The sequence below is a fragment of the Pseudomonas sp. P5_A12 genome (genome assembly GCF_056400685.1).
In genome coordinates this window covers 1-12,300 of record NZ_JBFUKU010000170.1, presented here as the reverse complement: position 1 = coordinate 12,300, position 12,300 = coordinate 1, and the positions used below count along the sequence as shown (strand labels likewise).

General features: G+C 56.3%; 16 protein-coding genes. 10 read left to right on the top strand and 6 right to left on the bottom strand.

Annotation, left to right across the window (positions count from 1 at the left end):
* Nucleotides 1–360 precede the first annotated feature (360 nt).
* Nucleotides 361–669, top strand: coding sequence for a hypothetical protein (locus AC1DSG_RS20460; protein WP_477792507.1), 309 nt, complete (start codon nt 361–363; stop codon nt 667–669).
* A gap of 64 nt (nt 670–733) precedes the next feature.
* Here the strand turns inward: AC1DSG_RS20460 and AC1DSG_RS20455 are convergent, their stop codons facing one another.
* A complete protein-coding gene (locus AC1DSG_RS20455; RefSeq protein ID WP_477792506.1) occupies nt 734–1,960 on the bottom strand; it encodes a molybdopterin molybdotransferase MoeA in 1,227 nt (408 codons plus the stop codon).
* The gene (gene moaB, locus AC1DSG_RS20450; protein ID WP_477792505.1) at nt 1,944–2,483 is read right to left on the bottom strand and encodes a molybdenum cofactor biosynthesis protein B; all 540 of its coding nucleotides are present in this window, start codon (nt 2,481–2,483) and stop codon (nt 1,944–1,946) included. Before moaB ends, AC1DSG_RS20455 begins: the two co-directional genes overlap by 17 nt.
* A gap of 81 nt (nt 2,484–2,564) precedes the next feature.
* Between moaB and mobA the strand changes: the two genes are divergently transcribed.
* The gene (gene mobA / locus AC1DSG_RS20445; RefSeq protein WP_477792504.1) at nt 2,565–3,170 is read left to right on the top strand and encodes a molybdenum cofactor guanylyltransferase MobA; all 606 of its coding nucleotides are present in this window, start codon (nt 2,565–2,567) and stop codon (nt 3,168–3,170) included.
* A gap of 70 nt (nt 3,171–3,240) precedes the next feature.
* Complete coding sequence (locus AC1DSG_RS20440; protein WP_477792503.1) at nt 3,241–3,462, top strand: YgdI/YgdR family lipoprotein; 222 nt, start codon at nt 3,241–3,243, stop codon at nt 3,460–3,462.
* Between the two features lie 66 nt (nt 3,463–3,528).
* On the opposite strand, the gene AC1DSG_RS20435 is transcribed toward AC1DSG_RS20440, so the two are convergent.
* From AC1DSG_RS20435 to AC1DSG_RS20425, 3 genes are all read right to left on the bottom strand, one after another.
* On the bottom strand, nt 3,529–4,419 hold the full coding sequence (locus AC1DSG_RS20435; protein WP_477792502.1) for a pseudouridine synthase: 891 nt from the start codon (nt 4,417–4,419) through the stop codon (nt 3,529–3,531).
* Between the two features lie 71 nt (nt 4,420–4,490).
* Complete coding sequence (locus tag AC1DSG_RS20430) at nt 4,491–4,808, bottom strand: transcriptional regulator (RefSeq protein WP_477792501.1); 318 nt, start codon at nt 4,806–4,808, stop codon at nt 4,491–4,493.
* A gap of 170 nt (nt 4,809–4,978) precedes the next feature.
* A complete protein-coding gene (locus AC1DSG_RS20425; protein ID WP_477792500.1) occupies nt 4,979–5,215 on the bottom strand; it encodes a glutaredoxin family protein in 237 nt (78 codons plus the stop codon).
* A gap of 209 nt (nt 5,216–5,424) precedes the next feature.
* Here AC1DSG_RS20425 and AC1DSG_RS20420 point away from each other — a divergent pair, with 209 nt between their 5' ends.
* A complete protein-coding gene (locus AC1DSG_RS20420) occupies nt 5,425–7,137 on the top strand; it encodes a cation:proton antiporter (protein WP_477792499.1) in 1,713 nt (570 codons plus the stop codon).
* A gap of 1 nt (nt 7,138) precedes the next feature.
* On the opposite strand, the gene AC1DSG_RS20415 is transcribed toward AC1DSG_RS20420, so the two are convergent.
* Nucleotides 7,139–8,347 carry an ammonium transporter gene (locus AC1DSG_RS20415; protein ID WP_477792498.1) on the bottom strand — a complete coding sequence of 403 codons (1,209 nt, stop codon included), beginning with the start codon at nt 8,345–8,347 and terminating at the stop codon, nt 7,139–7,141.
* Between the two features lie 304 nt (nt 8,348–8,651).
* On the opposite strand from AC1DSG_RS20415, the gene AC1DSG_RS20410 reads away from it, so the two are divergent.
* The 6 genes from AC1DSG_RS20410 to AC1DSG_RS20385 form a co-directional block, all read left to right on the top strand.
* Entirely contained in the window at nt 8,652–8,966 is a 315-nt protein-coding gene (locus tag AC1DSG_RS20410; protein WP_140670943.1) for an ElaB/YgaM/YqjD family protein, read from the top strand.
* Between the two features lies 1 nt (nt 8,967).
* Nucleotides 8,968–9,357, top strand: coding sequence for a phage holin family protein (locus AC1DSG_RS20405; protein ID WP_477792497.1), 390 nt, complete (start codon nt 8,968–8,970; stop codon nt 9,355–9,357).
* On the top strand, nt 9,354–9,695 hold the full coding sequence (locus tag AC1DSG_RS20400) for a hypothetical protein (RefSeq protein ID WP_477792496.1): 342 nt from the start codon (nt 9,354–9,356) through the stop codon (nt 9,693–9,695). Before AC1DSG_RS20405 ends, AC1DSG_RS20400 begins: the two co-directional genes overlap by 4 nt.
* Nucleotides 9,696–9,897: 202 nt before the next feature.
* Nucleotides 9,898–11,229 (top strand): deoxyguanosinetriphosphate triphosphohydrolase, encoded by a 1,332-nt coding sequence (locus tag AC1DSG_RS20395; protein ID WP_477792495.1) that lies wholly within the window; start codon nt 9,898–9,900, stop codon nt 11,227–11,229.
* A 160-nt stretch (nt 11,230–11,389) separates the two neighbouring features.
* Complete coding sequence (locus tag AC1DSG_RS20390; protein ID WP_477792494.1) at nt 11,390–11,794, top strand: response regulator; 405 nt, start codon at nt 11,390–11,392, stop codon at nt 11,792–11,794.
* Between the two features lie 244 nt (nt 11,795–12,038).
* Nucleotides 12,039–12,300 (top strand): response regulator (locus AC1DSG_RS20385; protein ID WP_477792493.1); only part of this gene is annotated, 262 nt, incomplete at its 3' end.

Here is a 12,300-nt window from a genome sequence, read left to right as displayed (position 1 = left end):
TTGCCATGCAGAATCAACAGCGCCTTGCGCTCACTCATTGTCGTAGCTCCTGATTGGGATTCATTCAGGAGATGTTGACCTCACTGCCCCCTATAAAGGTCGCAAGGCGTTGAGATTTTTCGAGGCGTGCAGGTTTGCGGTCCTACAGGGCGGGAAGTTTTCTTACGATATGTGAGGAATCGGCTCAATTGACCAACCGGGGCGATTGGTACACCTTGATGTCAGCGGTTATCTGTCATCAACATCAAAGACACAGGGATGTGCAAGCAATGAGCAAACCCCGTTCAAGGGCTACAAAAAACGCACGCAATACCAATTTCGGCTACCCAAACGGCATTGACGCAAGGAGCGGTTTTCTCCATGCAGATTCATGACATCAAGTTGCCGCTCAGCCCGGTTACCCCGTTCGCAGAAAGTCGCGCCAATCATCAAGCTGAATTCAATAACAACGCAAAACCCGCTACAGGAGTTGATATGGAACCTCGCGTCATTGAACTGGAGACCCATCTGAAATACATCCGAAGAGACATGGATGAAGTGCGCAATGACGTCAAATCCATCAAGCACAGACTGGCCTACTCGGCGGGCGGAACGGCGGTAGTCCTAGGGCTGCTGGGCTGGGTTGCCAATAGCCGCTTTGATCAGGTCGTGACACTTCTGGTGCGTTAAGCGCTAGCCATGCACGCAAGACCCGGCGGATTGACCGGGCTTGCGGCAACAAGGCATAACGAGGTCAGCTCAGGACTTCGCTCAGGGGAATGAAAACTACATATTCACCCTCGATCAACGTGCGATCTTCCAACACCTCAACCAGGCCATCGGCCCAGGCAGCACTGCGAAGTACACCTGAGCTCTGATTCTTGTAAATGATCGCCCGGCCATTCTCCAGGCGTCCACGCAAGTACTCTCGACGATTACCAGACTTTGACCAGACGAACCCGGCTGGCACCTGAAACTTCAGCGGCTCGACCTCTTTTACACCTTGACGACGCAGGACATAGGGTTTTGCCAACAAAGCAAAAGTGACCAGTGTCGACGCCGGATTACCGGGCAAACCAATCACAGGTACGCCATGAAAATGCCCGAATGTCAGCGGCTTGCCAGGTTTGATGGCGAGTTTCCACAGCGTCAGCTCGCCCTCTTCGCGCAAGGCCATGCCCAGGAAATCGGCTTCTCCTACAGACACCCCACCCGTGGAGAGGATCAGATCAACATCCTTCAACTCGCCGAGGCGGGCACGAGTGGTCACCAAATCATCAGGCAGAATACCGGCATCGATGACTTCACAGCCCAGGCGTTGCAGCCAACTGCACAACAACACGCGATTGCTGTTGTAGATCTGTCCAGGGCCCAGGGCCTGTCCCGGTTCAACCAATTCATCTCCGGTTGAGAGAACCGCAACACGAACCTTGCGAATCACGTCCAGCTCAGCGCATCCCAGTGATGCCGCCAATCCCTGCTCGATAGGCCCAAGCCGTGTGCCGGCCGACAAGACAAGCTCGCCAACCGTGGTTTCCTGACCTTGTGGCCGGATGTTTTGACCCGGCTTCATGGGTTCGAGGAACCGTACTCGCTCATCCGCCTGAACCTCGGCATTTTCCTGCATCTCGACACAGTCGGCGCCTGCTGGCACAGGTGCACCGGTAAAGATTCGGGCACAGGTACCGGGCTTCAATGGTTCAGGTGCCTGACCGGCAAATATCTTTTGACTRACCAACAACGGTTCTCCCGTCCAGTCAGCGACACGCAAGGCGTAGCCATCCATGGCACTGTTCGGCCAAGGTGGCAGATCAAGGGTCGAAACCAAGTCATCGGCGAGCACGCGACCCTGCACCTGCGCCACCGGCAAGCGCTCACGTTCACGGATGGGCGAGGCTTCTGCCATTTCCAGCAGACGCGCAAGCGCCACCTCGACAGGCATCAGGCTTCCGGTTTTACCCGGCTTACCCACGGGATTCACAGGGGRCCGCCTGCTTCAGGTGAGCCACGAAATTGCAGGGACGATGTCGTGCATCCAGTTGTTCGGCGAGAATGCCATCCCAGCCAGTGCGCACGGCATTGGTCGAACCTGGCAAGCAACAGACAAGCGTGCCGTTGGCCAAACCGGCCAGCGCCCGGGACTGCACGGTCGAAGTGCCGATATCGGCAACAGAAATCTGCCGGAACAGCTCACCAAATCCATCAACTTGTTTGTCCAGCAGGCAACTTACCGCCTCTGGCGTGCTGTCGCGTCCCGTGAACCCGGTACCGCCAGTGATCAGCACCACCTGCACCACCTCATCGGCAATCCAGTTGGCGACTTGCGCGCGAATTTTGTAGAGATCATCTTTAAGCAAAACCCGAGCAGCCAGGTTGTGACCGGCGGCACTCAAACCGTCGACAAAAACCTGGCCTGACGTATCGGTTTCCAGGGTTCGGGTATCGCTGACCGTCAGCACCGCAATGTTAAGCGGCACGAAAGGTACATCAGCCTTGGCTTTCATAGGCTCGTCCAGTTGTAGGAAAAACAGCTCGGTGTTATATCACAGCGCTTCACTTTTTCAGCGCCCCCATGGAGAACTGCCATGCCCCCTGACTCACCATTGCCGCCCTGCTCCATTTTGCTCCTGGCGGGTGGTCGTGGCCAACGCATGGGCGGTCAGGACAAGGGTTTGCTGGAATGGCACGGCGAGCCCCTGATCGCGCACCTGCATCGCAAGACCCGCGATCTGAGCGATGACCTGATCATTTCGTGCAACAGGAACCTGGACAAATACGCGCCTTACGCCGATCAAATGGTCCATGACGACGAAGGCGATTTCCCTGGACCCTTGGCGGGTATTCGCGCGGGCCTCAAGGCGGCCCGCCATCCTCTTCTGCTGGTACTGCCCTGCGACGTACCTCGCATCAATGCCGCCCTGCTCCATAGCATGCGCGAAGCTGCCAGCCAGCATCCGGACAAACCGTTGATGCTGCGCCAGGGCGCCCACTGGGAACCGTTGCTGTGCATTATCCCTGTCGCACTCTGCGCGGCGTTCGACACGGCATGGAATGAGGGTGAACGCAGCCCCGGGCGCCTCATGCGCAAACTGGAGGCCACCGCACTACAATGTGTAGACAACGACCCGCGACTGGCCAACCTCAATACCCCGGAATTGTTAAGCGCACACTCCGAGTCAGAACGACACTAGCCCAGGAACTTGCGAGCGTTGTAAACGTCTCAAGCCCAGCAACCAAGAATTCTTATTCGGAGACACGCTCATGACTCAACGGACCCTCGCCACTTTCATGCTCGCCGTGGGCCTAGCGACCTTGGCGGGCTGCGCATCGCCGACAGTGATCACCTTGAATGACGGTCGCGAAATCCAGGCCATCGACTCGCCAACGTATGATGAAAAGTCGGGTTTCTACGAATTCGAACAGCTGGATGGCAAGGAAACCCGTATCAACAAGGATCAGGTTCGCACCGTTAAAGAGTTGTAATTGTTACTGCACCTGCCAGATGCGAAAAAGCCCGCTTGATGCGGGCTTTTTCGTGACCGGGATTTTTCACCACTGCAAGGTGATGGTGCTTTCAAACACCCTTTCCTGGCCGGTGACCGGATCCACAAACCGCAAGCCCTGAGCGAGCAATTTCAGCGGATTGGCATAGTCATCTTCAACGTCCTTGAGCACCTGCGGGTAAAACGGATCATTGCAGATACTCGCGCCCAGCGCAGTCATGTGCACCCGTAATTGATGTTTCTTGCCCGTCACCGGGTAAAGCGCATATCGCCAGAGTTCTCCGTTTTTTTCCCGAACCTCGACCGCTGTCTCGGTATTACTGACACCCGGACCTTCCTGCATACGGAAAAACGGTTCGCCATCGATGAGCCGGCTTTTATGGACCAATGGAAAGGCCAGTCCAGGCAATGCAGCGGCGATTGCCTCATAGCGCTTTTCGATCTGTCGTGTCGGAAACAACGACTGATACGCTGAACGGCTCTGCGGGTTGGCGGAAAACAGCACCAGCCCTGCCGTATGCCGGTCAATGCGATGCAGCGGCACCAGATGTGGGTTATCCAGTCGACGAATCAACCTTCGCAGCAGTGTTTGCTCAACGTACTCGCCTGCCGGCGTCACCGGCAGAAAATGCGGCTTGTCCGCGACCACCAGATGCTCGTCGGCATAGAGGATCGACTCGACTACCGGGATCGGCTTTTCGTCCGGCACCTCACGGAAATAATGAATCCGCAGGCCTTCCTTATAAGGCAGATCGACCGCGATCGGCATTCCGTGCCCATCGAGCACCCGGCCGCGAGCCACCCTGTCCAGCCATTGTTCGCGACCAATAGCGCTGAAGTGTTCACATAGGCAATCGATAACGGTCTGCCACGAACCTGGCGGCAAGTAGAGTGTGCTGGCCTGGTTGTGTGCAGCGGAAAAAGATGAAGTCGACATACGAACGTTCTGACCCTCAATACAGGTCGGCATTATCCAACAGTGGCCGAGTCGAACCTAGCAGAGAATCCTCATGCCGGAATCGGCGCGCGCGCTGCCGCATCAGTGAACTCCTTGAGCCAGCGCAGCACATCGACGGCTTCCCAGCGAGCGGGATCGTAAAGTGCGTACAACAACCCCTGATATCCCACGACATCCAGTTGTCGGTGATAACCCGCCCGCTGGAACAATGCTTCGATTTCGGCGAAACAGGTATTGAAATGCAGCTTGTTAAAGGGTGTTTTACCTTCCGTCACCAGACCGTCCAGACGCAACTCGATGACAGCCTCGCGCACAACATCGATCGACATTCGGTTCACGCTGTTTTTCAATTGTTCGACATTGACCACGATTCATCCCTCTCACACCCGGTACTGCCTGCGCAAACCCGAAAACCCGGGACGGCGAGGCAGCACCACGAATAGCTGTATGCGCATACAGTATCCGAAGAGCATCGGTTAAGCCAAGGGGATCAATCGCAAAGCTCGACAGACGGGACCATAGCCAGCACAAAAACCGCTTATCGCAGGAACGCCACCACCTCGTCGGCACCGAATGGCCAACCCAGTTCAGCGCCGGTATCGACTCGTCGCAAGACCGGGATGCGCAGACTGTAGGCTGCGAACCAGGTTTCATCTTCAGCAATATCGACCAGTTCGACCAGCAGACCGCGTTCGACAAACTCCATCAGCATGGCTTCGGCCACTTCACAGAGATGGCACCCCAAGGTGCCGAACAGCTGACATTCAGGAAGCATGAGCGCTCAACCGTAAAAAATTAAGTAACTATTCTAGGCCTGCCCCGAAAAGCCGTCGAGCCATTGAATCTTCGGGCCTGGAGCATGAATCGCAAGGGCGGGCGGTATAACCCTGATGCAAATCAGTCGCCGCTTGTGCCATTTAAGCAATGCTCACGTTTTTTTTGCTTCTACGCTTGTGTAGCTAGCGTCTATCAGCGGAGTGTTTTGTGTTTGCCAATCTCTTGATTATTCTCGTTTCTTCATTGGTGGTCATTGCGCTGTTCCAGCGCCTGCGATTGCCCCCGGTCCTGGGCTATCTGTGCGTGGGGCTGATGGTTGGCCCGACCGCCTTCAACTGGGTGAAACAAAGCGAAGGGCTGCCCTACCTGGCCGAGTTAGGCGTGGTGTTCCTGCTGTTCTCGCTCGGTCTTGAGTTCTCCCTGACGAAAATGATCGCACTACGCCGGGTAGTGTTTGGTCTTGGCAGTTTGCAAGTGCTTGCAAGCGGACTGCTGCTGGGTGCTTTGCTGATGATGTTCGGGATGCCGGTGACCGCCGCGCTGTTACTGGGTGCGGGACTGGCGCTGTCATCCACCGCCATCGTCAGCAAGGAGCTGACCAGCCTTGGCGAGATTTTCAGCAGTCATGGCCAGAATGCCATTGCCGTATTGCTGTTTCAGGACGTGGTGGCTGTATTGCTGTTGACCCTGGTGCCCGTATTTGCCGGCAACAGTGATCAGGCCTGGTATTGGGCGCTGCCCCTGACACTGGTAAAAACCGTGGTGTTGTTCGTCGGTCTGCTGCTGGTCAGCCGCTGGCTGCTGCCAAGATTGTTCCATGAAGTCGCAGCCGCCCGCTCTGCCGAACTGTTCGTACTGCTGGCGCTGGTGATTGTTCTGCTGACGGCCTGGCTGACTCACCTACTGGGTCTTTCCCCCGCCTTGGGCGCCTTTCTCGCCGGCATGCTTTTGGGCGAAAGTCATTACCGGCATCAGGTCGAGGCCGATATCCGCCCGTTTCGCGACATTCTGCTCGGGGTGTTCTTCGTCAGCATCGGCATGCTGATCGACTTGAATCTGTTCGCCAGCCACGGCTTGCTGATCCTTGGCCTGACGCTGGGATTGCTGCTGATCAAGGGCACCGTGGTGGCGCTGCTGGTCAAATGGCGTGGCAGCGATGGCGAAACCGCCTGGCGCAGCGGCCTGGCACTGGCCCAAGGGGGCGAGTTCTGCTTTGCACTGATGGCGCAGATGCAACAAGGCAATCTGCTACCCGCGCAACTCGGCGGCCTGCTGTTGGCCGCTACGTTCTGTTCAATGCTGGTCACGCCCCTGATGCTGCGCGCAGCCCCGTCTGTCGCAAAGCGCCTGCACCGCAAGTCCAACAAGGAAGCACAACTCGAAGAAATCAGCGCGCTTAACGCCGATCTCGACAAGCATGTCGTCATCTGTGGTTACGGGCGCGTTGGTCAGTCCATCGGGCGCTGTCTGCGCCACCAGCAACAACCTTACATTGCCCTGGACCACGATGCTGTAAGGGTCGAGGAAGCGGCCGTCAACGAAAGCTGCGTGCATTACGGAGATTCGCGTCGAGGTGAATTACTGGCTGCCGTTGGACTGGCCCGCGCCAAACTGTTGGTGATTGCTGTGGACCAGACCGACATCGCGCTGGAGATACTCAAGGAGGCACGCAGGATCAATTCGCGTGTGCCGATTCTGGTCCGGACCCGGGACGACAGCCAGTTAACCGAATTGAAAGAGGCCGGCGCCAGCGAAGTCGTACCGGAACTGCTGGAGTCCAGCCTGATGCTCGCCTCCCATGCACTGATCATGCTGGGACTGCCCGCCCATCAGGTACAGGAGCGGGCTGATCAGATACGCCATGATCGTTACCGGATGCTGCACGACTTTTATCCCGGGGCCGAAGATGCAGAGAAGTGACTCAGTCCTGACTGACGGCGCCGATCTTGTGTACCGACAAGTCCGCGCCGTAATACTCCTCTTCCTGACTCAGGCGCAGCCCATGGAAAGCCTTGATCGTTCCATACACCGCAAAACCACCGGCCAGCGCCACGACCACCCCCAGAGAGGTGCCGATCAACTGACTGATCAGATTCACCCCACCCAAGCCGCCCAAGGCGGTCTGGCCAAAAATCCCGCAGGCAATGCCACCCCACACGCCACACAGACCGTGCAAAGGCCACACGCCCAGCACATCGTCGATATGCCATTTGCCCTGCGCCGCGGTAAAGCACCAGACAAAAAGTGCCCCGGCAATGGCGCCGGTCAGCAGTGCGCCCACAGGATGCACCAGGTCGGAACCGGCGCAGATCGCCACAAGTCCGGCCAGTGGGCCGTTATGCAAAAAGCCTGGGTCATTGCGCCCGACGATAAGTGCCGCCATGGTTCCACCGACCATGGCCATCAGCGAGTTCACCGCCACCAACCCGCTCACGCCTTGCAAGGTCTGGGCACTCATGACGTTGAAGCCAAACCAGCCCACTATCAGAATCCACGAGCCCAGCGCGAGAAAGGGAATGCTCGATGGTGCAAACGCCACCAGGCGACCGTCCCGATAGCGCCCATTTCGTGGCCCGAGCAACAACACTGCCGCGAGTGCCAGCCAGCCGCCCATGGCATGGACCACTACGGAGCCTGCAAAATCATGGAAGCTGGCACCGAATCGCGCCAGCAACCACGCTTGCAAGCCATAATTGCCGTTCCAGATCATCCCTTCAAAAAATGGATAGATGAACGCCACGATCAGCGCGGTCGCGCACAACTGCGGGACAAATCTGGCGCGTTCGGCGATGCCGCCGGAAATGATCGCCGGAATGGCTGCTGCAAAGGTCAGCAGAAAGAAGAACTTCACCAGCCTGTAACCATGGTCGGCGTTGATCACCGCCGCCGGTTGCAGAAAGGTGACCCCATAGGAAATCCAATAGCCTATAAAGAAGTAGGCCAAGGTCGAAATCGCGAAGTCGCTGAGAATCTTCGACAAGGCGTTAACCTGATTCTTTTGCCGAACCGTGCCAACCTCAAGAAAAGCGAAACCGGCGTGCATGGCCAACACCATGACTGCGCCGATCAGGATGAACAGTGTGTTAGAGCTGTGGACCAGACTGTCCACAGCACTTTGCAGATTTTCCATGGATTGGCAGACCTTAAGACTGAAAAAGCACCAAAGCAGTTCGCGCAGGCGATTTACGCACCAAGTTGCGGCTTATCCGGATCGAGTCGTTGATCCCCATGAACCGCTCTGGCGCAAAACAGCGAATTCTTCGCGCGAGTTTTTATTGTTTGAAGTCGAGGCTTCCTGAAATCACGCCCGGCAACAGCGCATCGGCGCCGGCAAACGCACCACGACATAGCAAAAGTTGTACCAGTCATTTGTACTGAACCTTCGCGCAAGGCTCATACTCGAACCCATCAGAAGCCACTACGGAGATCCACCCATGGCCAGCATCAAGGCAAAGACTGCTCAAGAAATCCTGATGAACGATTTTCAAACACTGGTCAGCGACACCGAACGGTTGCTGGAACACACCGCCACCCTGGCCGGCGATCAGGCTGATGAGTTGCGCAACCAGATCCACGACAGCCTGTTGCGTGCCCGGGAAACCCTGAAGCTGACTGAAGACTCGTTACGCGAGCGCGGTCAGGCCGCTGTTACCGCTACCGAGGATTACGTTCAGGCCAACCCATGGCAATCGGTCGGGATTGCCGCCGGGGTAGGTTTCCTGATTGGCCTGCTAGCTTCTCGGCGCTGATATGTCTATCGGCGAATCCGGCTCGTCTGCGACGGGCACAAGCGCTTCAACGCGGCGCCTGGGGGCCGCTTTTCTCGGACTGTTGCACAGCCATGTCGAACTGTTCGGCATTGAGTTGCAGGAGCAAAAAGCCCGCACCGTAAGCCTGCTGTTGTTTGCAGGACTGGCGCTGGTCTTTGCATTGCTGCTGCTGGTAGGGTTGTCGGGACTGGTGTTGATTGTATTCTGGGACACCTATCGCCTGCCCGCCATCATCGGGCTCTGTGTGTTCTATGCCCTTGCCTCCCTATTCTGTGCGTTCCGTTTGAAAGCGGCGATCTTCGATGAGTCCTCGCCCTTCCATGGCACCCTGGAAGAATTGGCCAATGATCGGGAGCGCCTGCTGCCATGAGCCTGCCTGAACTGCCGCACAACAGCTCGCGCACGGAAATGCGCAAGGCGCTGATTCGCCTGCGCATGGAAATGCACCGTCAGGAAATTCGCCACGAATCCAGGGAACTGCTGCTGCCCTTGCAGCGGATACGCGGGATGTCGCAAGACCTCCAGAGCAGCTTTGGCATCAAGCATGCCCCGCTCTGGGGCGTGGCGGTGGTTACTTTGCTGGGCTTTTTGACCGGAAAAAGTACCCGTAACGGCGGCGTCAGCAGCCTGACTCGCCTGGTTCGTCTGGGCACCAGTCTCGGGCCCTTGATCAAGCTGGTCCTTCAAAGCAACTCACCTAAACACTAGATAACTGCCTGACCACCGGGATGAACCTCTTTTATCGAGGGGTTCAATCCTGTGTGCCTACCCGGTGACCACGGGAATCCAAACACAAGACTTGTCCCGTCGCCGGGCAATTTTTCAACAAAGGTGAACGACTGCTGCTCATCGACATCGACGCCGCCGGGCTCTAGGCTAAGGGATCAGTCACCTGACGGAGAGACCCGCCTTGGATTGGCAAACCCTGCTTACCCGCGAACGCCTCGGAAAACCTCTGCATAGCCCGGAAGAACTCGGTCGCAGTCCTTTCCATAAAGACCATGACCGCATTATTTTCTCAGGCGCTTTTCGCCGGCTGGGACGCAAGACCCAAGTCCATCCGGTCACCAGCAACGATCACATCCACACGCGCCTGACCCACTCGCTGGAAGTCAGCTGTGTCGGCCGCTCGTTGGGCATGCGTGTCGGTGAAACCATTCGCAGCGCCCTGCCCGAATGGTGCGATCCGAGTGATCTGGGGATGGTAGTGCAGTCGGCATGCCTGGCCCATGACATCGGCAATCCACCCTTCGGTCACTCCGGCGAAGACGCGATCCGTCACTGGTTCCAGCAAGCCGCAGGCCGTGGCTGGCTGGATGACATGAGCGAAGTCGAACGTAATGACTTCCTGAATTTCGAAGGCAATGCCCAAGGCTTTCGCGTGCTCACTCAGCTTGAATACCATCAGTTCGACGGTGGCACGCGGCTGACGTACGCCACGCTGGGTACGTACCTGAAATATCCCTGGACGGCAAAGCACGCTGACTCACTGGGCTACAAGAAGCACAAGTTCGGTTGTTATCAGAGTGAACTGTCGTTACTGGAGCAGATCGCTCAAAAACTGGGCCTGCCACAACTGGAGGAGGAGCGCTGGGCACGCCACCCATTGGTGTATCTGATGGAAGCCGCCGATGACATCTGCTACGCGCTGATCGACCTGGAAGATGGCCTGGAAATGGAGTTGCTGGAGTACGCCGAAGTCGAGTCTTTGCTGCTCAACCTTGTGGGCGACGATCTTCCGCAAACCTATCGCCAACTGGGCCCATTGGATTCGCGTCGACGCAAACTGGCAATTCTGCGAGGAAAAGCCATCGAGCATCTGACCAATGCCGCTGCTCGCGCCTTCGTCGAACAACAGGATGCCTTGCTGGCCGGCACGCTACCCGGCGATTTGGTGGAGCACATGCATGGCCCGTCCAAGCGCTGTGTCTTGAACGCCAAAGACATGGCCAGAAAAAAAATCTTCCAGGACAAACGCAAGACACTGCATGAAATCGGCGCCTACACCACACTGGAGATTCTTCTGAACGCATTCTGCGGGGCAGCTCTGGAACAACACAACGGTCGCACGCCGTCGTTCAAAAGTCGCCGCATCCTCGACCTGCTGGGCAACAATGCACCCGATCCTCGCGGTCCTTTGCACACTTCATTCCTGCGCATGATCGACTTCATCGCCGGCATGACCGATAGCTATGCCAGTGAAATGGCCCTGGAAATGACCGGTCGTTCAAACCGCGGATGAATGCCTGACGACCCGCTGTTCAGATCTCTGAGGAGCGGGTCGGCATTCATTCGCACTTCAGCACCACCAGAATCGCCCTACACCTTGTGCAGAGCCGACTGATCGATTGCTCTCCCTGTTCGCGCAATAATCGCCTTCCACTCTGATCGACAGATCAAGCATGAAAAATGTCAGGTTCAAAAACAATTGGCGCATCTTGTTGGTGGAAGATCATCCCTTCCAACTTAAAGCGACCCAATACTTGCTTGAGAGTTATGGTTTCACGCAACTCACCGCTACGGACAGTGCAGAGAGCGCTTTGCACCGGATGCTTGAGTCTTCGCACCCCTTCGACATTCTCCTGTGTGATCAATGCCTGCCTGAACTCACAGGCCTCGACTTGATCAAGCTCGCCAGCCGCCGGGGAATGATCAAGCAGGCGATACTCCTGAGTAGCCTGACACCCGGTGAACTGGACAAACTTAAAAAAACGGCCGATGAGTACAATCTACCCTTGCTAGGCTACTTGATAAAACCTTTGAAACAATCAGACTTTAGAAACCTGTTGTCCCGAGTTCCGCTATAAAAACCCATTACTAAAATACACTTAGTACACAAACAAGCCATTTAAAACAAATACCGCAACAACCCCACCACTTAATACAACACCTTTATTGATCTTCATTAAAAACCTAGTTGAACCGTAGTCCGTTTCCTATTTGGCCGTAGGATTTCTCCTATATCGCTGCTAACTGCCTGTCAGTTCATGCGCCACCTCAACTATCTGAGCTATGGTGCGCGCTTTATTTGAGCTCGCATGGGATCTGATTATGAACTCCGTTTTTATTGTCGACGATCACCCCGTTATCCGTCTTGCCGTCCGAATGTTGCTCGAACATGAGGGTTATAAAGTCGTCGGCGAAACTGATAATGGGGTCGACGCCATGCAGATGGTTCGAGAATGCATGCCAGACCTGGTCATTCTAGACATCTGCATTCCCAAACTGGACGGACTGGAAGWTCTATCCCGTTTCAACGCCATCTGTACCCCGTTAAAAACCCTGGTATTAACGGCTCAGTGTCCGTCATTGT

Coding starts and splice junctions, on each gene's coding strand:
- AC1DSG_RS20460 (WP_477792507.1), top strand. CDS start 361: ATGCAGATTCATGACATCAAGTTGCCGCTCAGCCCGGTTACCCCGTTC.
- mobA (WP_477792504.1), top strand. CDS start 2,565: ATGCCCCCTGACTCACCATTGCCGCCCTGCTCCATTTTGCTCCTGGCG.
- AC1DSG_RS20440 (WP_477792503.1), top strand. CDS start 3,241: ATGACTCAACGGACCCTCGCCACTTTCATGCTCGCCGTGGGCCTAGCG.
- AC1DSG_RS20435 (WP_477792502.1), bottom strand. CDS start 4,419: ATGTCGACTTCATCTTTTTCCGCTGCACACAACCAGGCCAGCACACTC.
- AC1DSG_RS20425 (WP_477792500.1), bottom strand. CDS start 5,215: ATGCTTCCTGAATGTCAGCTGTTCGGCACCTTGGGGTGCCATCTCTGT.
- AC1DSG_RS20415 (WP_477792498.1), bottom strand. CDS start 8,347: ATGGAAAATCTGCAAAGTGCTGTGGACAGTCTGGTCCACAGCTCTAAC.
- AC1DSG_RS20410 (WP_140670943.1), top strand. CDS start 8,652: ATGGCCAGCATCAAGGCAAAGACTGCTCAAGAAATCCTGATGAACGAT.
- AC1DSG_RS20405 (WP_477792497.1), top strand. CDS start 8,968: ATGTCTATCGGCGAATCCGGCTCGTCTGCGACGGGCACAAGCGCTTCA.
- AC1DSG_RS20400 (WP_477792496.1), top strand. CDS start 9,354: ATGAGCCTGCCTGAACTGCCGCACAACAGCTCGCGCACGGAAATGCGC.
- AC1DSG_RS20390 (WP_477792494.1), top strand. CDS start 11,390: ATGAAAAATGTCAGGTTCAAAAACAATTGGCGCATCTTGTTGGTGGAA.